This window comes from Aquipuribacter hungaricus, from assembly GCF_037860755.1.
GTDB lineage: Bacteria > Actinomycetota > Actinomycetes > Actinomycetales > JBBAYJ01 > Aquipuribacter > Aquipuribacter hungaricus.
This window is the reverse complement of sequence record NZ_JBBEOI010000040.1, coordinates 1-20,082: the sequence shown is the minus strand read 5'-3', so window position 1 is coordinate 20,082 and position 20,082 is coordinate 1. Positions and strand designations below refer to the sequence as shown.

Below are 20,082 nucleotides of genomic sequence, written 5' to 3'. Positions count from 1 at the left end.
AGCCCGCGGCGGGGGCCCTGCAGCGCCAGACCTCCGGCGGCCGCCGCGACGCCGAGGTCCAGCCCGGTCGCGACGGGGACGGGCAGCGGCCCCGGCCCCCGCACGCCGAGGCCGAGGCCCACCTGGTGGAGCAGCTCGGGCACGGCGAGCAGGACGAGCGCCACGACCGCGGCGACCGGGACCGCGAGCACCGGGTGCCGCACCCCCAGGACGCGGTACAGCAGCCACAGCGCGGGCGGGCCGACGACCGCCGCGGTCGCGATCCCCGTCAGCGTCGCCCCGAGGCAGGCGAGGCTGGCGGCCCCTCCCCCGCAGCCGCCCGCCTCGTAGACCAGCCAGGCAGCGGCCACCAGCGCCGAGACCACCGCCGTGACCGCCCCGGCGGCGACGCCCGGCAGCCACCAGTGCCGCGCCGCCCGCGTGCGCCACGACCTCGGGGGCGTCCGCACCGACCACCCGTCCGCACCCGCCCGCGGCGCGGTCGGCGTCGGGGGCCGTCCCGGGGCGCCGTCCGTCGTCACCCGCCCGATCCTCCTCCGGCGGCGCACGCCGTGTCCCTCGTCCGGCCAGGACGCCACCCCGCTGCACCTACGCTGGGCACGTGGCCCAGGACCCCGTCGTCGCCGAGCGGACCGTCGTCCGCAAGACCTACAAGCTGTACGTGGGCGGCAAGTTCCCCCGCAGCGAGTCCGGCCGCACCTACCCGGTGACCGGCAGCGACGGCACCCTCCTGGCGCAGGCCGCGCTCGCCTCCCGCAAGGACGCGCGCGACGCGGTCGTGGCGGCCCGCAGCGCCTTCCCGGGCTGGTCGTCGGCCACGGCGTACAACCGGGGCCAGGTGCTGTACCGGGTGGCCGAGATGCTCGAGGGCCGCACCGCCCAGTTCGCCGAGCTCGTCGCGCAGGCCGAGGGGTGCAGCGACGCCGAGGCGCGCGCCCAGGTCGCCGCCACCGTCGACCGGTGGGTCTGGTACGCCGGCTGGACCGACAAGCTCGCCCAGGTCGTGGGGGCCGCCAACCCCGTCGCAGGCCCGTTCTTCAACCTGTCCGTGCCCGAGCCGACCGGGGTGGTCGCCGTCCTGGCCCCGCAGCGGTCGTCGCTGCTCGGGCTCACGAGCGTCGTGGCCCCCGTGGTCGCCACCGGCTGCACGTGCGTGGTCGTCACCTCCCTGGAGCGCCCGCTCCCGGCCGTCGCGCTCGGCGAGGTGCTCGCCACCTCCGACCTTCCCGGCGGGGTCGTCAACCTGCTCACCGGCTCGGCCGCCGAGCTCGGGCCCTGGCTGGCCGCGCACCGCGACGTGGACGCCCTCGACCTCACGGGCGCCGCGGCGCTCACCGCCCCGACCTGGGGCGACCTGGAGGCGGCGGCCGCCGACACCCTCACCCGGGTCCGGCGCCCCGACGACCTGCCCGACGGCGCCGAGCCGGACTGGACGGCGGTGCCCGCGCTCGCCCGGATGACGGGGGTCATGGAGACCAAGACCGTGTGGCACCCGAAGGGCCGATGAACCCTCCCCCGCCCGGCTGCCTCGTCCTGCTGCTCGCCGGGGCCAGCGGCTCCGGCAAGTCGACGCTGGTGTCCCGGCTCCGCGACCGGCACCCCGAGGTCGCCGTGGTCCAGCTCGACGACTTCTACCGCGAGGGCACCGACCCCGGGCTGCCCGCGTGGGGCGGCATCGTCGACTGGGACGACCCGGGCAGCTGGGACGCCGCGGCCGCGCACCTGTCGCTGCAGGCGCTGTGCACCACCGGCCGCAGCGAGGTGCCGGTGTACGACATCCCGACGTCGAGCCGGACCGGGTCGCACCCCGTCGAGCTCGGCCCGGGCGGGCTCGTCGTCGCCGAGGGCCTGTTCGCCCCCGAGCTGGTGGGGCGGCTGCGCTCGTCGGGGCTGCTGCTGGACGCGGTGCACCTGCGCTCGCGCCCGCCGGTCACCTTCGTCCGGCGGCTCGCGCGCGACCTCGCCGGGCACCGCAAGCCGCCGCTCACCCTGCTGCGCCGCGGGCTCGCCCTGGCCCGCCGGGAACCGGCGCTGCTGCGCCGGTGGGCGTCGCTGGGGACCCGGCCGGTGACCAAGGCCGAGGTCGAGGAGCTGGTCGCGGCCCACCTGGCCCGCACCCTGGCCTGAGCGTCCCGCGCCCGCCCGCGCGCATTCGGCCCCCGACCGTCCGGCTCCTACGCTGCGAGGGTGTTCTTCTTCTTCGGCGTCGGCAGCAGGCAGCAGGACCTCGGCCCCGGGCAGACCCGGACCTGCCCGCGCTGCAGCAACACGACGGTGTGGCGGCGGCTGCGGCAGTCGACCCAGCTCACCGTCTTCTTCGTCCCCGTCGCCCGCTGGGGCCGCCAGGAGCTCGAGACCTGCGGCGTGTGCGGGGAGTCCGTCGCCGTCTGAGCGCGTGGCTACCCTGCGGCAGATGAGCAGGATCTTCACGACCAGCGTGGCGTCGGTCTGGGTGCACTACGTCGCCAAGGTGGAGCGCAAGGGCCGGACGACGGACGAGCTGGAGCAGGTCGTCGCGTGGCTCACGGGCTTCGACGCCGCGGCGCTCCACCGGCATCTCGACGCCGGGACGTCGTTCGAGGACTTCTTCGCGCAGGCGCGGATCAACCCGGGCGTCGCGCTCATCACCGGGAAGGTGTGCGGCGTCGACGTGCAGCAGGTCGAGGACCCGCTCATGCAGAAGATCCGGTTCCTCGACAAGCTCGTCGACGAGCTGGCGAAGGGCCGGCCGATGGCGAAGGTCCTGCGGACGCCGCAGCCCGCCTGACGGCTCAGCCGGCCCAGGCACCCGCCGTCGCCGGGTGCCCGAACAGCCCCGGCAGGCCGCCGGTGTGCAGCAGGACGGTGCGCTCGCCCCGTCGGACCGTGCCGTCCGCTACGGCCGCCACCAGCCCGGCCGCGGCACGGCCGCTGTAGACCGGGTCGAGGACGATCCCCTCGGTGCGGGCGACGAGCGCCATGGCGTCGCGCACCGCGTCGGTCAGGGTCCCGTAGCCGTCACCGACCTGGTCGGTACGCACCCGCACGTGCTCCGGGACGGGGCCGCCCGCGCCGCCGGGCCCGCCGGCCTCCGCCGCCAGCCCGCGCACCAGCTCCTGCACCCGGTGCACCGGGTCGGTGACCGCCCCGGTGTCCACGCCGAGCACCGCGTCGGCGCCCAGGCCGTGGACCAGGCCCGCCATCGTGCCGCCCGAGCCCACCGCCACGACCACGGTCCGCAGGTCCGGCGCCTGCCGCAGCAGCTCGGCCGCCGCCTCGACGTACCCGCGCGCGCCGACGACGCTCGTGCCGCCGAACGGCACGACGGCGGTGGCCACGCCGTCACGGCGCATCCGGTCGGCCTCCTCCTCGGCGCGGGCGGCCAGGCCCGCGCCGTCCACGTCGCCCGCCCACACCACCCGGGCACCGAGCAGGGCGTCGAGGACGAGGTTGCCGGCGGGGACCTCCGGCGGGTCCCCGACCAGCACGAGGACCGCGGCCAGGCCGGCCCGGGCGGCGGCGGCCGCGGTGAGCCGGGCGTGGTTGCTCTGCGGCGCTCCGGTGGTGACCACGGCAGCGGCGCCGTCCTGGAGCGCCTGGTGCAGCGTGTGCTGGAGCTTGCGGACCTTGTTGCCGCCTCCCCCGAGGCCCGACAGGTCGTCCCGCTTGACCCACAGGTCGTCGGTCCCCAGGCCCAGGTGCCCGGCGAGCCGCGGCGCCGGCTCCAGCGGCGTCGGCCAGGTGCCCAGCGGGTACGACGGCCACGCGCTGCCGGTCACCGTCATGCCGCTGTCTCCCGGCCCGTGCGTCCTGCCCCGGTCCCGCCGTCGCTCAGGCGCTCAGCGCGGCCCAGCCGTCGCGGACGCGCAGCACGAGCTCCTCGCGCACCGGCAGCGGCAGGAACGCCGCCTCGGCGGCCGCGACGCTCGCCAGCGCCAGGTCCGCGTCGCTCCAGCCGCCCTCCTCGCGCAGCGCCGTCATCTCCCGCGTCATCGACGTCCCCGACACCAGGCGGTTGTCGGTGTTGACCGTGACGGCGAAGCCGAGGTCCTTGAGCAGCGTGGACGGGTGGCCGGCGTAGGACGGGGCCACACCGGTGTGGATGTTCGACGTGGGCGAGGCCTCCAGGGCGATGCGGCGGTCTCGCACCCAGGTGGCGACCCGGCCCAGCTGCGGCGCGCCGCCCGGGGCGTCGGCGGCGACGACGTCGTCGGCCACGCGGACACCGTGGCCGAGCCGGAGGGCGCCGACGGCCAGCGCCCCCTCGACCGAGTCGATCCCGGCGGCCTCGCCCGCGTGCACGGTGAACGGCACGTGCTCGGCGCGCAGCAGGTCGAAGGCCTCGGCCTGGCGGGTGGCGGGGAAGCCGTCCTCGGGCCCGGCGATGTCGAAGCCGACGACGCCGGCGTCGCGGTAGCGCACGGCGAGCCGGGCGGCGGCCATGTGGTTGTCGGCCTGGCGCATGGCGTCGACCAGGGTGCCGACGCCGATCCGGTGGCCCGCCTCCGCCGCCTCGCGGACACCGCGGGCGAAGCCGGCCTGGACGGCCTCGACGACGGCCTCCATCGACAGCCCGCCCCCGGTGCACAGCTCGGGCGCGTAGCGGATCTCGGCGTAGACGACGCCGTCGGCGGCGAGGTCGAGCACGGCCTCGGCGGCGACCCGCTCGAGCGCCTCCTCGCGCTGCAGGACGGCGACGGTGTGGTCGAACGTCTCCAGGTACCGGACCAGCGACCCCGACGCCGCCGACTCCACGAACCAGCGCGCGAGCCCGTCGGCGTCCGTGCTGGGCAGCTCGTGGCCGATCTCGTCGGCCAGCTCCAGCAGGGTCGAGGGGCGGAGCCCGCCGTCCAGGTGGTCGTGCAGCAGCACCTTGGGCGCGGCGTGCAGGTCGACGGGGGCGGGGGTCTGGGCGCTGACGGTCACGGCCTCACGCTAGCGGGCGGTCGACACGCTCCAGCACGACGTCGCCGGTGGCCGGCCGCGACCCCTCGGGGCCCACGGTGACGGCGTCCTCGAGGGCCTCCAGGGCCCGCGCGAACCGCTCGGGGGTGTCGGTGTGCAGCGTCATGAGCGGCTGCCCGCCCTGCACCGTGGCCCCGGGCTTGGCATGCAGCTCGATGCCGGCGCCGGCCTGGACCGGGTCCTCCTTGCGGGCCCGCCCGGCGCCCAGGCGCCACGAGGCCACCCCGACCGCGTAGGCGTCGAGGGCCAGCAGGACGCCGTCGGCCGGGGCGAGCACGGTGTGCGTCTCGCGGGCGGTGGGCAGCGCCGCGTCGGGGTCGCCGTCCTGCGCGCGGACCATGGCCTTCCAGGCGTCCATCGCCCGGCCGTCGGCCAGGGCGTCCGCGGGGTCGGTGGTGATGCCGGCCAGGGCGAGCATCTCCCGGGCCAGCGCCAGGGTGAGGTCGACGACGTCGGCGGGGCCGCCGCCGGCGAGCACCTCGACGGACTCGCGCACCTCCAGGGCGTTGCCGACGGTGAGGCCGAGCGGGGTCGACATGTCGGTGAGCAGGGCCACGGTGGGGACGCCGGCGTCCGCGCCGAGGCCGACCATGGTGCCGGCCAGGGTGCGGGCGTCCTCGACGGTCTTCATGAAGGCGCCGGAGCCCACCTTGACGTCGAGCACGAGCCCGCCGGTCCCCTCGGCGATCTTCTTGCTCATGATGGAGCTGGCGATGAGCGGGATCGCCTCGACGGTGCCGGTGACGTCCCGCAGGGCATAGAGCTTGCGGTCGGCGGGGGCAAGGCCCGTCCCTGCCGCGCAGATGACGGCGCCGACGTCGGTGAGGATCTGCCGCATCCGGTCGTTGTCCAGGGCCGCCTGCCAGCCGGGGATGCTCTCGAGCTTGTCGAGCGTGCCGCCGGTGTGGCCGAGGCCGCGCCCGGACAGCTGCGGCACGGCCGCCCCGCAGGCTGCGACGAGCGGCGCCAGCGGGAGGGTGATCTTGTCCCCGACCCCGCCGGTGGAGTGCTTGTCGACGGACGGGCGGGGCAGGTCGGTGAAGTCCATCCGCTCCCCCGAGGCGATCATCGCCCGGGTCCAGCGGGCGATCTCGTCCCGGTCCATGCCGCGCAGCAGGATGGCCATGGCCAGCGCCGACATCTGCTCGTCGGCGACGACGCCGCGCGTGTAGGCGTCGACGACCCAGTCGATCTGCGGCCCGCTCAGCGTGCCGCCGTCCCGCTTGGTGCGGATGACGTCGACGGCGTCGAACCCCTCGGTCCTGCTCTGGTCCACCACGGCGGGCAGCATGCCACCAACCCGGGCGCCGGAGGCCTCGCTGCTGCCCAGGGCGGAGACGGGGCGCCTGTCCTCAGGCGGGGGTCTCGCCCGGGTCGAGGTCGAACGCCCCGGGGAGCACCCACGTCATCGGCTGCGGGCCCTGCCCGGGGAACGCCTCGACGAGGCAGCCCGGTCCCCCGGCCTCCCACAGCAGCTGCCGGCAGCGGCCGCACGGCGGGCACGGGGCGCCGTCGCCGTCGACGACGCAGACCGCGACCAGCCGACCGCCGCCGCTGGCGTGCAGCTGCGAGACCATGCCGCACTCCGCGCACAGGGTGACGCCGTAGGCGCCGTTCTCGACGTTGCAGCCGACGACGACCCGGCCGTCGTCGACCAGCCCGGCCGCCCCCACCCGGAAGCCGCTGTACGGGGCGTGGGCCCGCCGCATGACCTCGACCGCCTGCGCGCGCAGGGAGTCCCAGTCGACCTCGGGGCCGCTCACGGCTTGTAGGGGACGCCGTCGGCGGCGGGGGCGCGCACCTTGCCCACGAGCCCGGCCACGGCGAACAGCGTCGCCAGGTAGGGCGCCATGAGCAGCAGCGGCCCCGGCAGCGGGCTGCCGATGATGGACAGCACCGAGGCCAGGTTGCCCGCGACGCCGAAGAGCAGCGCCGCGACGAGCGCGCCCAGCGGCGACCAGCGGCCGAAGATGAGCGCGGCCAGGGCGATGAACCCCTGCCCGGCCGTCATCTCCTCGCCGAACGCGCCGACGGAGCCGACGGTGAAGAACGCCCCGCCCAGCCCGGCCATCGCCCCGCCCATGAGGACGTTGCGGAAGCGCACCTTGTTGACGTCGATGCCCGCGGTGTCGGCGGCCTTGGGGTGCTCGCCCACCGCCCGGACGCGCAGGCCCCAGCGGGTGCGGAACAGCGCGACGTGGAGCACGACGACCGCCGCGTACATGAGGTAGACGACGATCGACTGGTTGAACAGCACCGGGCCGAGGACGGGGATCTCCGACAGCCCCGGCACAGGGACGCGCGGCAGGCGGCCCGGCTGGTTCCACCGGTCGCCGTCCTGCACGAGGACCTGGCCGTAGAGGAAGCTCGTCAGGCCCACGACGAGGACGTTGATGACCACGCCGAGGACGACCTGGTCCACGACGTAGCGGATGGCGAACACCGCGAGCAGCCAGCCGAAGAACAGCCCGGCCAGCGGCGCGGCGAGCAGGCCGACGTAGACCCCGGCGCCGCCGCCCACGAGGCTGGCGACCACCGCGGACAGGAACGCGCCGGCCAGCAGCTGGCCCTCGATGGCGATGTTGACGACGCCGGCGCGCTCGCACAGCACGCCGCCGAGGGCGCCGAACACCAGCGGGGTGGCGAGGAAGACCGAGCCCTGGAGCAGGCTGACGAACGAGATCTGCTTGTCCGCCACCGCCCAGACCAGGAACGCGACGGCGAAGGCCACGCCGAACAGCACGCTCCACCACACCGAGACCGGGCGGCGCTCCTTGACCAGCCACGTGACGACGGCCGCGACGGCGAGGCCGACGAGGGCGAGCACGAGCGCCGTGGGGCGGGTGGGCAGAGGCAGGTCGGGCAGCTGGACCGCCTGGCCGGCCGCGGAGAGCCCGAACGTCGAGCTGGTCCCGCCCGGGGAGCCGAGGCCGAACGCCGCGAGGGCGAGCAGGCCCATGACCCACAGCACGACCGGCTGGCGCCACGAGCGACGGGGCGCCACCAGGTGCGCGCCCGAGGGCGCCTGCGGTGCCGGGGCCTGCGCGAGGGTCGCGCTCATCCGTTCCACCCCTTCGACAGCTGGCCGACCCCGGCGCCGGTGCTCCGCAGCCGGAACACGGCGGAGATGAGGGCGGGGGCGGCGATGAACAGGACGATGAGCGACTGGAGCACGACGACGATGTCGAGCGACGTGCCGGTGGTGGCCTGCATGGTGAGGCCGCCGGACTTGAGCGCACCGAACAGCACCCCGGCCGCGACGACGCCGACCGGGTTGGTGCGCGCCAGCAGCGCGACGGTGATCGCGTCGAAGCCGAGGCCCGCGCTGATGCCCGTGGTGAGCACCCGCTCGCTGCCCAGCACCTGCGAGACGCCGGCCAGGCCGGCGAACGTGCCCGCGAGCACCATGGCCGTGACGTAGGTGCGCGGCACGGACATCCCGGCCGTGCGGGCGGCCTCGGGGTTGGCCCCGACCGCGCGCAGCCGGAAGCCGGTCGTGCTGCGGCCGATGAGCCACCACGCGACCCCCGCCGCCGCGAGGGCGAGCAGGAACCCGACGTGCAGCCGGCTGAAGTCCAGCAGCCGCGGCAGCACCGCGGTGTCGGCCACCGGCGGGCTGATCGGGTCGGCCCGGCCCTCGCGCTGGAACGCCGTCGTGCCGAGCGCGAAGAGGATCCCGAACCGGGCGACGTAGTTGAGCATGATCGTGGTGATGACCTCATGGGCCCCGGTGGTCGCCTTGAGCACCCCGGGGATCGCCCCCCACAGCGCCCCACCGAGCAGGCCGGCCAGGACGGCGGCCACGAGGTGGACGACCGGCGGGAGGTCGAGCGCGAAGCCGACCCAGGCGGCGAACACGGCGGCCACGGTGATCTGGCCCTCGGCGCCGATGTTGAACAGGCCGGCGCGGAACGGCACGGCGACCGCCAGGCCGGCGGCGACCAGCGGCGTGGCGAACAGCAGGGTGTTGGCCAGCGGCCCGAACACCTCCGCGACGCTCCCGCCGGACAGGTCCACGACCGAGCCGCGGAACAGCGCGCCGTAGGCACCGACGACGCTGGAGCCGATCGCGGAGAGCATGTCGCCGGGGCGGGCGAAGAAGTACGAGCTCGACGCCCGGACGTCCTCGTCGCTGACGGCGATGAGGACCGCGCCGACGACCATCGCCATGACGACGGACAGCAGCGACGGCAGCGCCGTGGACTGCCAGAACGACGTGGCGGGCGGGGGCGCGGCGGACGGGACGGGCTGGGGTGGCGTCGTGGCCACGGTGGCGCTCATGCGTCGCCCTTCGTCAGGCGGGGCCGGGCGGGGTCGAGGTCGCCCGGGGCGGGGAGGGAGGAGGCGGCGTCGCCGTGCCGGGCCTGCTCGGCCTCGGCCGCGCTCATCCCGGCCATCATCAGGCCGAGCACCTCGCGGGGGGTGTCGGCCGGCACCACGCCGACGACGCGGCCGGCGTACATGACGGCGATCCGGTCGGCCAGCGCGACGACCTCGTCGAGCTCGGTGGACACGATGAGCACCGCGGTGCCCTGGTCGCGCTCGCGGACGATCCGGGTGTGGACGAACTCGATGGAGCCGACGTCCAGGCCGCGGGTGGGCTGGCTGGCGATGAGCAGCCGCAGCGGCCGGGACATCTCGCGCGCGAGGACGACCTTCTGCTGGTTGCCGCCTGACAGCGAGCCGGCGGTCGAGGCCGGGCCGCCCGCGCGGATGTCGAACTCCTCGATGCGGCGGCGCGCGTTCTCGGCCACCGGGCCGGGCCGGTACACCAGGCCGCTGCCGTAGGGGCCGTCGTGGAACAGGTCGAGGACGAGGTTCTCGGCGACGGAGAAGCTCCCGATGACGCCGTCGGTCGAGCGGTCCTCGGGCACGAAGCCGACGCCGGCGTCGAGCACCTGGCGCACCGAGCGCCCGCCCAGCTCCTTGCCGTCCAGGGTGATGGAGCCGGCGGTCGGGCGGACCAGGCCGAGGACGGCCTCGGTCAGCTCCGTCTGGCCGTTGCCCTGCACCCCGGCCAGGGCGACGATCTCGCCGCTGCGCACGTCGAGGTCGACGCCGTCGAGCACCGTGACGCCGGAGTCCTGGACCAGGGTGAGACCGCGGACGCTGAACCGGACCTCGCCCGCGGCGGCATCCTGCTTGTCGACGGTGAGGTCGACCTGGCGGCCCACCATCGCCGAGGCGAGCTCGGTCGCCGAGGCGGACGGGTCCGCGGTCCCCACGACCTTGCCGCGGCGGATGATCGTGATGGTGTCGGCCACCTCCTTCACCTCGCGCAGCTTGTGCGTGATGAAGACGATGGCGGTGCCCGCGTCGGCGAGCTCGCGCATGATCGTCAGGAGCTCGTCCGTCTCCTGCGGCGTGAGCACGGCGGTGGGCTCGTCGAGGATGAGCACCTTCGCGTCGCGGACCAGCGCCTTGACGATCTCCACCCGCTGCTGCACGCCGACCGGCAGGTCCCCGACCAGGGCGTCGGGGTCCAGGTGGAAGCCGAACCGGGCGGCGGTCTCGCGCACCCGCCGCGCCGCGGAGGCCCGGTCGAGCACCCCGCCGCCGCGCACCGGCTCGTCGCCGAGGACGACGTTCTCCGCCACGGTGAAGACCGGCACGAGCATGAAGTGCTGGTGGACCATCCCGATGCCGGCGGCCATGGCGTCGCGCGGGCCCGAGAACTGCACCGGCTCGCCGTCGACGAGCACCTGCCCCTCGTCCGCCTTCAGCAGGCCGAAGAGGACGTTCATCAGCGTCGACTTGCCGGCGCCGTTCTCGCCGAGCAGGGCATGGATGGTCCCCGGCTCGACGACCAGATCGATGCCGTCGTTGGCGGTGAAGGACCCGAACCGCTTGGTGATGCCCCGGAGCTCGAGCTTCACCGCCACCTCCTGGTGTCGTGGGCTGTGCGTCGTGGTGGTGGTGCAGGAGAACGTACTGCGGGGGGCGCACCGGTCGGTGCGCCCCCCGCAGCCGTGCTCAGCGGTGCCGGTCGTGCCGTGCGCCGCGCGTCACGGGGACGCGGGCGACTCCACCGTGATGTCGCCGGCGACGATGCCGTCCTGGATCTCGGTGAGCTGGTCCTTGAGCTCCTGGGGCACCTCGTCCTCGAAGTCGTGGAACGGGGCCAGCCCCACGCCACCGTTCTCGAGCGTGCCGACGTAGGGCTCGCTGGAGAAGCCGCCGTCGATGGCCTCCTGCGTGGTCGTGAAGACCGCGGCGTCGATGTTCTTCAGCACCGAGGAGATGAACAGCGGGCCGTACTGCTCGGCGGACTCGTAGCCGTCGGAGTCGACCCAGATGAGCCGGGCCGTGCCGGAGGCCTCCGCGGCGGCGGCGGCACCGAGGCCGACCGGGCCGGCGACGGGCAGGATGATGTCCGCGCCCTGGGAGATGAAGTTCTCCGTGGTGGTCTGGCCGTTGGCCTGGTTCTCGAAGTCGCCGGTGAAGGTGCCCTCCTGCGTCTCCTTGTCCCAGCCGAGGACCTGGACGTCCGTGCCGTTCTGCTCGTTGTGGTAGGCCACGCCGTCGACGAAGCCGTCCATGAAGATGGTGACCGGCGGGATCGGGATGCCGCCGAAGGTGGCGACGGTGCCGGACTCGCTCATGCCGGCGGCGAGGTAGCCACCGAGGAACGCGGCCTCCGCGGTGTTGAAGAGCAGCGGCTTCACGTTGTCCGCCGGCTCCTCCAGCGTGGAGTCGATGAGGGCGAACGTCTCCTCGGGGTTGGCCGTCGCGGCGGTGCCGACGGCCTCGGCGAGCAGGAAGCCGACGCCGACGATGAGGTCGCAGTCCTGGCCGACGAGCTGCTCGACGTTGGGGGTGTAGTCGGTGGCGGCGCTGGACTCCAGCACCGTCTTGGTGATGCCCAGCTCGGACTCGGCCTGGGTGAGGCCGCGGTCGGCCGCCTCGTTGAAGGACCGGTCGTCGACGCCACCGGCGTCGGTGACCATGCACCCGGTGAAGTCGGCGGCCTCGCCGCCGCCGCTGCCGCCGGAGGCCGCGGGGGCGGCGCTCTCGTCGGTCGTGCCGCCGGCCTCGTCGGGTGCCTCACCGCACGCCGCGAGGACGAGGGCCGACAGGCCCACGACCGCGGTCACACGCGCCCACTGCTTCACAAGTTCCTCCTGCTGGTGTCTGCCACGGGACCGTCGGGGTCGTGCCGAGCACGGCATCCGGGCCCTCTCGCACGGTCGAGGGGGAACATACCTGCCCGTCCGAGGGGCGGACGACGGCCGACGCAGGTCGTGACCAGGTCGTGACGTCAGAACCGCTCGGAGGGCTCGTAGCGCCCCCAGACGTCGCGCAGGACGCTGCAGACCTCACCCACCGTGGCCAGCTCGCGCAGCGCCGCCCGCATCGGGACGAGGACGTTGTCGGTCCCCTCCGCGGCCCGGCGCAGGTCGGCCAGGGCCGCCCCGACGGCCGCCCCGTCGCGGCGGGCGCGCAGGTCGGCCAGGCGCTGCACCTGCGCGCGCTCCAGGTCGGGGTCCGGCCGCAGCGGCTCGTACGGCTCCTCGGTCTCGGTGCGGAACCGGTTGACCCCGACGACGACCCGCTCGCCCGCGTCGATCTGCTGGGCGACGGCGTACGCGGAGCGCTCGATCTCGGACTTCTGGAACCCGGCCTCGATGGCCGCCACCGCCCCGCCCATGCCGTCGACGGCAGCGAGGAGCCGCTCCACCTCCGCGTCGAGCGCGTCGGTCATGGCCTCGACGGCGTAGGAGCCGGCGAACGGGTCGACGACCTTGGTGACGTCGGTCTCGAAGGCCACCACCTGCTGGGTGCGCAGGGCGAGGCGGGCGGCCTTCTCCGTCGGCAGGGCGATCGCCTCGTCGTAGGAGTTGGTGTGCAGCGACTGGGTCCCGCCGAGCACCGCGCCGAGCGCCTGCAGGGCCACCCGGACCAGGTTGACCTCGGGCTGCTGGGCGGTGAGCTGCACCCCCGCGGTCTGGGTGTGGAAGCGGAGCATCTGCGAGCGCGGGTCGTCGCAGCCGAACCGGTCCCGGACGATCCGGGCCCACACCCGGCGGGCGGCCCGGAACTTGGCGACCTCCTCCAGCAGCGTCGTGCGGGCGACGAAGAAGAACGACAGCCGCGGCGCCACGTCGGTGACCGACAGCCCGGCGGCCAGCGCGGCCTCGAGGTAGGCGATCCCGTCGGCGAGGGTGAAGGCGACCTCCTGCGCGGGCGTCGCCCCCGCCTCGGCCATGTGGTAGCCGGACACGGAGATCGTGTTCCAGGCCGGCAGCTGCTCGCGGCAGTACGCGAACGTGTCCGCGACCAGCCGCAGCGACGGCGCGGGCGGGAAGATGTACGTCCCGCGGGCGATGTACTCCTTGAGCACGTCGTTCTGCACCGTGCCCCGCAGCCGCACCCCCGGCACGCCCTGCTCCTCGGCGACGAGCTGGTAGAGCAGCAGCAGGACCGAGGCGGGGGCGTTGATCGTCATCGACGTCGACACCTCGTCCAGCGGCAGCCCGGCGAACAGCAGCCGCATGTCCTCCAGCGAGTCCACCGCCACGCCGACCTTGCCCACCTCGCCGGCCGCGAGCGGGTCGTCGGAGTCCATGCCCATCTGGGTGGGCAGGTCGAAGGCGACGCTGAGCCCGCCCGTGCCGGCCGCGACGAGCTGGTGGTAGCGGGCGTTGGACTCCGTCGCGCTGCCGAAGCCGGCGTACTGGCGCATGGTCCAGGGCCGCGACGTGTACATGCCGGGGTGGACGCCCCGGGTGTACGGGAACCGCCCCGGGCTGCCGAGCCGGTCCTCGAGCCCGTCGGCGACGTCCGCGGCGGTGGCCACGGCGACCAGCGGCAGCCCGGACTCGGTGGTGGGCCGCGGCGGCTCGCCCGTGTCGCCCGTCGTCGTCGTCGGCATGGCGCCGATCGTAGGGACCGGCCTAGACCAGGTCGCTGCGGCCCTCGCCCTTGAGCAGGTCCACGACGTGCTTGACGCCCTGGGCGTGCCCGCGGGTGGTCACCAGCACGGCGTCGAGGGTGTCGACGACGACGACGTCCTGCAGGCCCGCCACGACGACCGTCCGCCCGCTGGCGGGCACGACGACGCCGCTGGCGTGGCGGCCGAGCACCCGGGACGTGTCGCCGAGCACCAGCAGCCCGTCGACCTGCTCGCCGACCGGGGCCGTGCGCGCGCCGTCCTGGGCGAGCAGGTCGCCGAGGGAGGTCCAGTCCCCGACGTCGTCCCACCGGAAGGCGCCCGGGACGACCGCGACGCGCCCGGCGAGCGCGGCCGGCTCCGCGACGGCGGTGTCGATGGGCACCGAGGCGAGCCCGGGCCACGTGGCCGCGAGGACCTCGTCCTGCTCCGGGGTCCCCCAGGCGGCGCCGATGGTGCGCAGCCCCGCCGCGAGCGCCGGCTCCAGCTCGTCGAGCATCTCCAGCAGCGTCGCGGCCCGCACGACGAACATGCCGGCGTTCCAGCGCCAGCCCGCCTCGACGTAGCGCGCGGCGGTCTCCGCGTCGGGCTTCTCGACGAACTCCGCCACCCGGTGCAGCGACGGCGCGCCCTCGACGTCGAGCCGCTCGCCGACGTGGACGTAGCCGAAGCCGGTCGAGGGCCCGGTCGGGTCGATGCCGATCGTCACCAGCCAGCCCTCGCGGGCGGCGGCCACGGCCTCGGCGACCGCGGCGTGGAAGACCTCCTCGTCGGCGATGACGTGGTCGGCGGCGAAGGAGCCGATGACGGCGTCGGGGTCGGAGGCGGCGACGACGGCGGCCGCCAGGCCGATCGCGGCGGCGGAGTTGCGCGGCGCGGGCTCGACGAGCAGCCCCTCCTCCCGCAGCCCCGGCAGCTGGCGGGCGACGGCGACGGCGTGCGAGCCGCCGGTGACGACGACCATGCCGGCCTCTCCCGTGAGCGGGACCAGCCGGTCCCACGTCGCCTGCACCAGGGTGCGGCCGCCGCCGGTGAGGTCGTGGAGGAACTTCGGCCGGGCCGCGCGGGACAGCGGCCAGAGCCGGGTGCCGGCGCCCCCCGCGGGGACCACCGCGTGGAAGCCCGTCAGCTGCTGGGTGGCCGGGGCAGGAGCCGGGGCAGGAGTCGTCTCGCTCATCCCGGGACCGTATCGGGGCTGTCGCTACAGTGGCGCGCATGCGGGTCGCTGTGGTGGCGGAGTCGTTCCTGCCCACCGTCAACGGGGTGACCAACAGCGTCTGCCGCGTCCTGGAGCACCTGCAGCGGCACGGCCACGAGGCGCTCGTCATCTGCCCCGGCCCCGCCCCGGAGTCCTACGCCGGCGCCCCCGTGCGCGAGGTGACAGCCTTCAGCTACCGGCAGTTCCCCGTCGGCCTGCCCACCGCCCACCTGGTGCAGGCGCTGGAGGAGTTCGAGCCGGACGTGGTCCACGTCGCCGCACCGTTCATCCTCGGCGCCTACGGCCTCACCGCGTGCGAGCGCCTGGACCTGCCCAGCGTCGCGGTCTACCAGACCGACATGGCCGGCTTCGCCTACCGGCACGGCTTCAGGATGGCCAGCAGGGGCGTGTGGCGCTGGCTGCGGCGGGTGCACGAGATGGCCGACCTCACGCTGGCGCCCTCGCGCGCGGCCGCCGACGACCTGCGGGCCAACCGGGTCCCCCGGGTCCGGCTGTGGGGGCGCGGCGTCGACACCGAGCTGTTCGCCCCGGGCCGCCGCGAGGGCGAGGGCGCCCAGCTGCTGCGGGCTCGGCTCGCTGCCGACGGCGAGGTCGTCGTCGGCTACGTCGGCCGGCTGTTCCCCGAGAAGCGGGTCGAGCGGCTCACCGCGCTGGCCGGCGTCGACGGCCTGCGCCTGGTCGTCGTCGGCGACGGCCCGAGCCGCACCGGGCTGGAGAAGGCCCTGGCCGAGGCCGGCGTGCCGACGACGTTCCTCGGCCACCTGGGCGGGGAGGCGCTGGCCGACGCGTACGCCGCGCTGGACGTGTTCGTCCACACCGGCACCGAGGAGACCTTCGGGCAGACCCTGCAGGAGGCGATGGCCTCCCGGGTCCCCGTCGTCGCCCCGGACGTCGGCGGCCCGCGCGACATCGTCGACCACGGGGTGACCGGCTTCCGCTACCCCGGCGAGGACGACACCGCGCTGCGCGACCAGGTCGCCGGGCTCGTCGCCGACCCGGGACTGCGGGAGCGGATGGGCGAGGCCGGGCGCCGCGCCGTCCTCGGCCGCTCCTGGGACGCCGTCTGCGCACAGCTGCTCGAGCACTACGAGCAGGCCCGCCTCATGCACCCGACGACGGCCCGCCGCACGGTGCTCGACCTGTCCGGCATGGCCGGGACGGACCTGCTGCCGCGCTGACCTGCACGGCGTGTGACCCACGCGACCCTCTCCCGACACGCCCGGTCACCAGGCCGGACGTATGCTTGAGCGGTCGGGGCACCCCGTCGCCCGCGAGCCGCGGGCGGCCGCCCGGTGACCGACCCAGCGAGCGCGAGAAAGGACCGCGAAGTGGCGTCCACCGCCGTCAGGGCACCGTCCGGCACCCTCTACCGGGGCCGGGAAGGCATGTGGTCGTGGGTGCTGCACCGCATCACCGGCGTCGTGCTGTTCTTCTTCCTGCTCGTGCACGTCCTCGACACCGGCCTGGTCCGGGTGTCCCCCGAGGCGTACGACATCGTCATCGAGAGCTACAAGAACCCCATCGTCGGGCTGGCCGAGGTCGGCCTCGTCGGCGCGTTCCTGTTCCACTCGCTCAACGGGCTCCGGGTCGTGCTCATCGACTTCTGGGAGCACGGCACGCGGTTCCACCGCCAGATGTTCTACGGCGTGGTCGGCCTGTGGGTCATCCTCATGGTCCCGTTCACGCTCCGCCACCTCGGCTTCGTCTTCGGGGAGTGACCGGATGACCATGACCACCTCGCCGAGCACGGCGGACGCCCCCGCCCTCGTCGCCCCCCGGACCCGCCGCCAGCGCGGCGCCGGCAACGGCCAGCTGTACGGCTGGCTGTTCATGCGGCTGTCGGGCGTCGTCCTGCTCGTGCTCGTCTTCGGGCACCTGTTCGTCAACCTCGTCATGGGCGAGGGCATCAAGCAGATCGACTTCGCCTTCGTCGCGGGCAAGTGGGCCAGCCCGTTCTGGCAGGTGTGGGACTTCGCGATGCTGTGGCTCGCGCTCCTGCACGGCGGCAACGGGATGCGGACGATCATCAACGACTACTCCGAGCGGGACCGCACCCGGCTGTGGCTCACGGGCCTGCTCTACGCCGCGGTCGCCGTCACGCTCGTCGTGGGCACCCTGACCATCACCACGTTCGACCCCTGCATCGACCCGGCGTCCACGCTGTCGGTCTGCACGGGCTGAGCACGGCACCGACGGAGGAGAGCAGATGACCACGGACAGCCCCGAGACCCCCGAGATCGCCCGCGGCGCGGCGGACCCGTCGACGGCGGAGACCACCGCGACCGGCAGCGCGACCGGCACCGGCAAGGTCGAGCACCACCGCTTCGACGTCGTCATCGTCGGGGCCGGCGGCGCCGGCATGCGCGCGGCGCTGGAGTCGGGCAAGCGCGCCCGCACCGCCGTGCTCACCAAGCTCTACCCCACCCGCTCCCACACCGGCGCGGCGCAGGGCGGCATGTGCGCCGCCCTGGCCAACGTCGAGGAGGACAACTGGGAGTGGCACACCTTCGACACCGTCAAGGGCGGCGACTACCTCGTCGACCAGGACGCGGCCGAGGTGATGTGCAAGGAGGCCATCGACGCCGTCCTCGACCTGGAGAAGATGGGGCTGCCGTTCAACCGCACCCCCGAGGGCCGGATCGACCAGCGCCGCTTCGGCGGGCACACCCGCAACCACGGCGAGGCCGCCGTGCGACGCAGCTGCTTCGCCGCCGACCGGACCGGCCACATGATCCTGCAGACGCTCTACCAGCAGTGCGTCAAGCACGAGGTCGAGTTCTTCAACGAGTTCTACGTGCTGGACCTGCTCATGACCGACGGCCCGGACGGCCGGCGCCACGCCAACGGCGTCGTCGCCTACGAGCTGGCCACCGGCACCGTGCACATCGTCCACGCCAAGTCCGTCGTGCTGGCCACGGGCGGCTTCGGCAAGGTCTTCAAGACCACGTCCAACGCGCACACCCTCACCGGTGACGGCATGGGCATCGCGTGGCGCCGGGGCCTCCCGCTGGAGGACATGGAGTTCTACCAGTTCCACCCGACCGGCCTGGCCGGGCTCGGCATCCTGCTGAGCGAGGCCGCGCGCGGCGAGGGCGGGATCCTCCGCAACTCCGAGGGCGAGCGCTTCATGGAGCGGTACGCCCCGACGATCAAGGACCTGGCCCCCCGCGACATGGTGGCCCGGGCGATGTCGACCGAGGTCCGCGAGGGCCGCGGTGCGGGCCCGAACAAGGACTACGTGCTGCTCGACCTCACGCACCTGGAGCCGGCGCACATCGACGCCAAGCTCCCGGACATCACGGAGTTCGCCCGCACGTACCTGGGCGTGGAGCCGTACACCGAGCCCGTCCCGGTCTACCCGACCGCGCACTACGCCATGGGCGGGGTCCCGACCAACGTCGAGACCGAGGTGCTCATCGACAACGACACCACCGTCGGCGGGCTCTACGCCGCCGGCGAGGTGGCGTGCGTGTCGGTGCACGGCGCCAACCGCCTGGGCACCAACTCGCTGCTGGACATCAACGTGTTCGGCAAGCGCGCGGGCATCGCCGCCGCCGAGCACGCGGCGACCACGACGCTGCTGCCCCTGCCGTCGGCGCCCGAGGCGACCGTCGTCCAGCTGCTCGAGGAGCTCCGCGGCCGCGGCTCCGACGGCCGGCCCACGGAGAACGTCGCGGCCGTCCGCGCCGAGCTCCAGGAGACCATGGACATGAACGCCCAGGTCTACCGGACCGAGACCACGCTCAAGCAGGCCGAGGTCGACATCGCCCGGCTCAAGGAGCGTTACGCCCGCGTCGGCGTCATGGACAAGGGCCGCCGGTTCAACCTCGACCTGCTCGAGGCCGTCGAGCTCGGCTTCCTGCTCGAGCTCGCCGAGGTCATGGTCGCCAGCGCCAAGGCGCGCAACGAGTCGCGCGGCGGGCACTTCCGCGAGGACTACCCCACGCGTGACGACGTGAACTTCCTGCAGCACACGATGGCCTACCGCGACGTGGAGCCCGACGGCAGCACGACGGTGCGCCTGGGCTACAAGCCGGTCGTGCAGACCCGATACGAGCCGATGGAGCGCAAGTACTGATGACGACCACCGAGACGACCTCGAAGGAGACCTACGGCGTCGTCCGCAGCGAGGCCGCGGAGCGCGAGGACACCGAGCGCGTCGGTGGCGAGATCCGCAGCTTCGACGTCACGCTCAAGATCCGCCGGTACGACCCGGAGAAGGACAGCGAGCCGCACTGGGAGAGCTACACGGTCACCGCCCACGGCACCGACCGTCTCCTCGACGCGCTGCACCGCATCAAGTGGGACACCGACGGCTCGCTGTCGTTCCGCCGCTCCTGCGCCCACGGCATCTGCGGCTCCGACGCGATGCGGATCAACGGCCGCAACCGGCTGGCGTGCAAGACGCTGCTCAAGGACCTCAACCCCGACCGTCCGATCACCGTCGAGCCCATCAAGGGCCTGCCGGTCGAGAAGGACCTCATCGTCGACATGGAGCCGTTCTTCGCGGCCTACCGCGAGGTGATGCCGTTCCTCATCACGACCGGCGCCGAGCCGACGCGGGAGCGGGTCCAGACCCAGGAGGAGCGGGCGCGGTTCGACGACACCACCAAGTGCATCATGTGCGCGGCGTGCACCTCCAGCTGCCCGGTGTTCTGGACCGACGGGCAGTACTTCGGCCCCCAGGCCATCGTCGGCGCGCACCGGTTCATCTTCGACAGCCGCGACGCCGGCTCGGACCTGCGCCTGGAGATCCTCAACTCCAAGGAGGGCGTCTGGCGCTGCCGGACCACCTTCAACTGCACCGAGGCCTGCCCCCGCGGCATCGAGGTCACCAAGGCGATCCAGGAGGTCAAGCGGGCGCTCATCGCGCGCTCCGTCTGACCCCGGCCCCACCCGCGTCAGGGCCCCGCTCCCCCACCCGGGGGGCGGGGCCTTCTCGCGTGCGCCGGTCGGGCTAGCGGTCGCGGCCGGCGCGACGCAGGCCGTCGGTCGCCGCCCTCGCCGCACCGCCGGCCGCCTGGACCAC

General features: G+C 74.4%; 19 protein-coding genes and 1 pseudogene. 9 read left to right on the top strand and 11 right to left on the bottom strand.

What is annotated here, in order from left to right; genetic code table 11:
* Nucleotides 1-449, bottom strand: a pseudogene (locus WCS02_RS07255) (hypothetical protein); the annotation flags it as partial.
* Between the two features lie 152 nt (nt 450-601).
* On the opposite strand from WCS02_RS07255, the gene WCS02_RS07250 reads away from it, so the two are divergent.
* Genes WCS02_RS07250 through WCS02_RS07235 form a run of 4 tightly spaced genes read left to right on the top strand, consistent with a single transcriptional unit; the run spans nt 602 to nt 2,767 of the window.
* On the top strand, nt 602-1,507 hold the full coding sequence (locus WCS02_RS07250) for an aldehyde dehydrogenase family protein (RefSeq protein WP_340291475.1): 906 nt from the start codon (nt 602-604) through the stop codon (nt 1,505-1,507).
* Nucleotides 1,504-2,127 (top strand): uridine kinase family protein, encoded by a 624-nt coding sequence (locus WCS02_RS07245; protein WP_340291473.1) that lies wholly within the window; start codon nt 1,504-1,506, stop codon nt 2,125-2,127. The genes WCS02_RS07250 and WCS02_RS07245 overlap by 4 nt, the downstream gene beginning before the upstream one ends.
* Before the next feature lie 60 nt (nt 2,128-2,187).
* Nucleotides 2,188-2,391: a zinc-ribbon domain-containing protein gene (locus WCS02_RS07240; RefSeq protein WP_340291471.1), complete on the top strand. Its 204-nt coding sequence runs from the start codon at nt 2,188-2,190 to the stop codon at nt 2,389-2,391.
* A gap of 22 nt (nt 2,392-2,413) precedes the next feature.
* Entirely contained in the window at nt 2,414-2,767 is a 354-nt protein-coding gene (locus WCS02_RS07235) for a DUF2200 domain-containing protein (protein WP_340291469.1), read from the top strand.
* A gap of 4 nt (nt 2,768-2,771) precedes the next feature.
* Here WCS02_RS07235 and WCS02_RS07230 read toward each other — a convergent pair whose 3' ends face one another.
* From WCS02_RS07230 to WCS02_RS07185, 10 genes are all read right to left on the bottom strand, one after another.
* Nucleotides 2,772-3,764 (bottom strand): pyridoxal-phosphate dependent enzyme, encoded by a 993-nt coding sequence (locus WCS02_RS07230; protein WP_340291467.1) that lies wholly within the window; start codon nt 3,762-3,764, stop codon nt 2,772-2,774.
* 46 nt (nt 3,765-3,810) lie between these two features.
* Nucleotides 3,811-4,905 carry an adenosine deaminase gene (locus tag WCS02_RS07225; RefSeq protein ID WP_340291465.1) on the bottom strand — a complete coding sequence of 365 codons (1,095 nt, stop codon included), beginning with the start codon at nt 4,903-4,905 and terminating at the stop codon, nt 3,811-3,813.
* 4 nt (nt 4,906-4,909) lie between these two features.
* A complete protein-coding gene (locus tag WCS02_RS07220; protein WP_452039070.1) occupies nt 4,910-6,235 on the bottom strand; it encodes a thymidine phosphorylase in 1,326 nt (441 codons plus the stop codon).
* 61 nt (nt 6,236-6,296) lie between these two features.
* A complete protein-coding gene (locus tag WCS02_RS07215; protein ID WP_340291463.1) occupies nt 6,297-6,707 on the bottom strand; it encodes a cytidine deaminase in 411 nt (136 codons plus the stop codon).
* Nucleotides 6,704-8,005, bottom strand: coding sequence for an ABC transporter permease (locus WCS02_RS07210; protein ID WP_340291461.1), 1,302 nt, complete (start codon nt 8,003-8,005; stop codon nt 6,704-6,706). Before WCS02_RS07210 ends, WCS02_RS07215 begins: the two co-directional genes overlap by 4 nt.
* Complete coding sequence (locus WCS02_RS07205; RefSeq protein WP_340291459.1) at nt 8,002-9,225, bottom strand: ABC transporter permease; 1,224 nt, start codon at nt 9,223-9,225, stop codon at nt 8,002-8,004. Before WCS02_RS07205 ends, WCS02_RS07210 begins: the two co-directional genes overlap by 4 nt.
* Complete coding sequence (locus tag WCS02_RS07200) at nt 9,222-10,820, bottom strand: ABC transporter ATP-binding protein (RefSeq protein WP_340291457.1); 1,599 nt, start codon at nt 10,818-10,820, stop codon at nt 9,222-9,224. Before WCS02_RS07200 ends, WCS02_RS07205 begins: the two co-directional genes overlap by 4 nt.
* Before the next feature lie 129 nt (nt 10,821-10,949).
* Nucleotides 10,950-12,056, bottom strand: a complete 1,107-nt coding sequence (locus WCS02_RS07195) for a BMP family lipoprotein (RefSeq protein WP_340291455.1) — start codon at nt 12,054-12,056, stop codon at nt 10,950-10,952.
* Nucleotides 12,057-12,202: 146 nt separating this feature from the next.
* Nucleotides 12,203-13,816, bottom strand: a complete 1,614-nt coding sequence (locus tag WCS02_RS07190) for an acyl-CoA mutase large subunit family protein (RefSeq protein ID WP_340291453.1) — start codon at nt 13,814-13,816, stop codon at nt 12,203-12,205.
* 22 nt (nt 13,817-13,838) lie between these two features.
* Entirely contained in the window at nt 13,839-15,011 is a 1,173-nt protein-coding gene (locus tag WCS02_RS07185; protein WP_340291451.1) for a mannose-1-phosphate guanylyltransferase, read from the bottom strand.
* A 38-nt stretch (nt 15,012-15,049) separates the two neighbouring features.
* On the opposite strand from WCS02_RS07185, the gene WCS02_RS07180 reads away from it, so the two are divergent.
* From WCS02_RS07180 to WCS02_RS07160, 5 genes are all read left to right on the top strand, one after another.
* Nucleotides 15,050-16,231, top strand: a complete 1,182-nt coding sequence (locus WCS02_RS07180) for a glycosyltransferase family 4 protein (protein WP_340291449.1) — start codon at nt 15,050-15,052, stop codon at nt 16,229-16,231.
* A gap of 207 nt (nt 16,232-16,438) precedes the next feature.
* Nucleotides 16,439-16,771 (top strand): succinate dehydrogenase, cytochrome b556 subunit, encoded by a 333-nt coding sequence (gene sdhC / locus WCS02_RS07175; protein ID WP_376983968.1) that lies wholly within the window; start codon nt 16,439-16,441, stop codon nt 16,769-16,771.
* A 10-nt stretch (nt 16,772-16,781) separates the two neighbouring features.
* Nucleotides 16,782-17,234, top strand: coding sequence for a succinate dehydrogenase hydrophobic membrane anchor subunit (locus tag WCS02_RS07170; RefSeq protein WP_340291477.1), 453 nt, complete (start codon nt 16,782-16,784; stop codon nt 17,232-17,234).
* A gap of 178 nt (nt 17,235-17,412) precedes the next feature.
* Nucleotides 17,413-19,131, top strand: coding sequence for a succinate dehydrogenase flavoprotein subunit (gene sdhA, locus WCS02_RS07165; RefSeq protein WP_376983967.1), 1,719 nt, complete (start codon nt 17,413-17,415; stop codon nt 19,129-19,131).
* Nucleotides 19,131-19,937 (top strand): succinate dehydrogenase iron-sulfur subunit, encoded by an 807-nt coding sequence (locus tag WCS02_RS07160; protein WP_340291443.1) that lies wholly within the window; start codon nt 19,131-19,133, stop codon nt 19,935-19,937. The genes sdhA and WCS02_RS07160 overlap by 1 nt, the downstream gene beginning before the upstream one ends.
* Nucleotides 19,938-20,082 lie beyond the last annotated feature (145 nt).

What these genes read in the sequence shown, in the direction of transcription:
- WCS02_RS07210 (WP_340291461.1), bottom strand. Translation starts at nt 8,005, where the DNA reads ATGAGCGCGACCCTCGCGCAGGCCCCGGCACCGCAGGCGCCCTCGGGC.
- sdhC (WP_376983968.1), top strand. Translation starts at nt 16,439, where the DNA reads ATGTGGTCGTGGGTGCTGCACCGCATCACCGGCGTCGTGCTGTTCTTC.
- WCS02_RS07235 (WP_340291469.1), top strand. Translation starts at nt 2,414, where the DNA reads ATGAGCAGGATCTTCACGACCAGCGTGGCGTCGGTCTGGGTGCACTAC.
- WCS02_RS07170 (WP_340291477.1), top strand. Translation starts at nt 16,782, where the DNA reads ATGACCACCTCGCCGAGCACGGCGGACGCCCCCGCCCTCGTCGCCCCC.
- WCS02_RS07205 (WP_340291459.1), bottom strand. Translation starts at nt 9,225, where the DNA reads ATGAGCGCCACCGTGGCCACGACGCCACCCCAGCCCGTCCCGTCCGCC.
- WCS02_RS07185 (WP_340291451.1), bottom strand. Translation starts at nt 15,011, where the DNA reads ATGAGCGAGACGACTCCTGCCCCGGCTCCTGCCCCGGCCACCCAGCAG.
- WCS02_RS07180 (WP_340291449.1), top strand. Translation starts at nt 15,050, where the DNA reads ATGCGGGTCGCTGTGGTGGCGGAGTCGTTCCTGCCCACCGTCAACGGG.
- WCS02_RS07190 (WP_340291453.1), bottom strand. Translation starts at nt 13,816, where the DNA reads ATGCCGACGACGACGACGGGCGACACGGGCGAGCCGCCGCGGCCCACC.
- WCS02_RS07160 (WP_340291443.1), top strand. Translation starts at nt 19,131, where the DNA reads ATGACGACCACCGAGACGACCTCGAAGGAGACCTACGGCGTCGTCCGC.
- WCS02_RS07245 (WP_340291473.1), top strand. Translation starts at nt 1,504, where the DNA reads ATGAACCCTCCCCCGCCCGGCTGCCTCGTCCTGCTGCTCGCCGGGGCC.
- WCS02_RS07230 (WP_340291467.1), bottom strand. Translation starts at nt 3,764, where the DNA reads ATGACGGTGACCGGCAGCGCGTGGCCGTCGTACCCGCTGGGCACCTGG.
- sdhA (WP_376983967.1), top strand. Translation starts at nt 17,413, where the DNA reads ATGCGCGCGGCGCTGGAGTCGGGCAAGCGCGCCCGCACCGCCGTGCTC.
- WCS02_RS07220 (WP_452039070.1), bottom strand. Translation starts at nt 6,235, where the DNA reads ATGCTGCCCGCCGTGGTGGACCAGAGCAGGACCGAGGGGTTCGACGCC.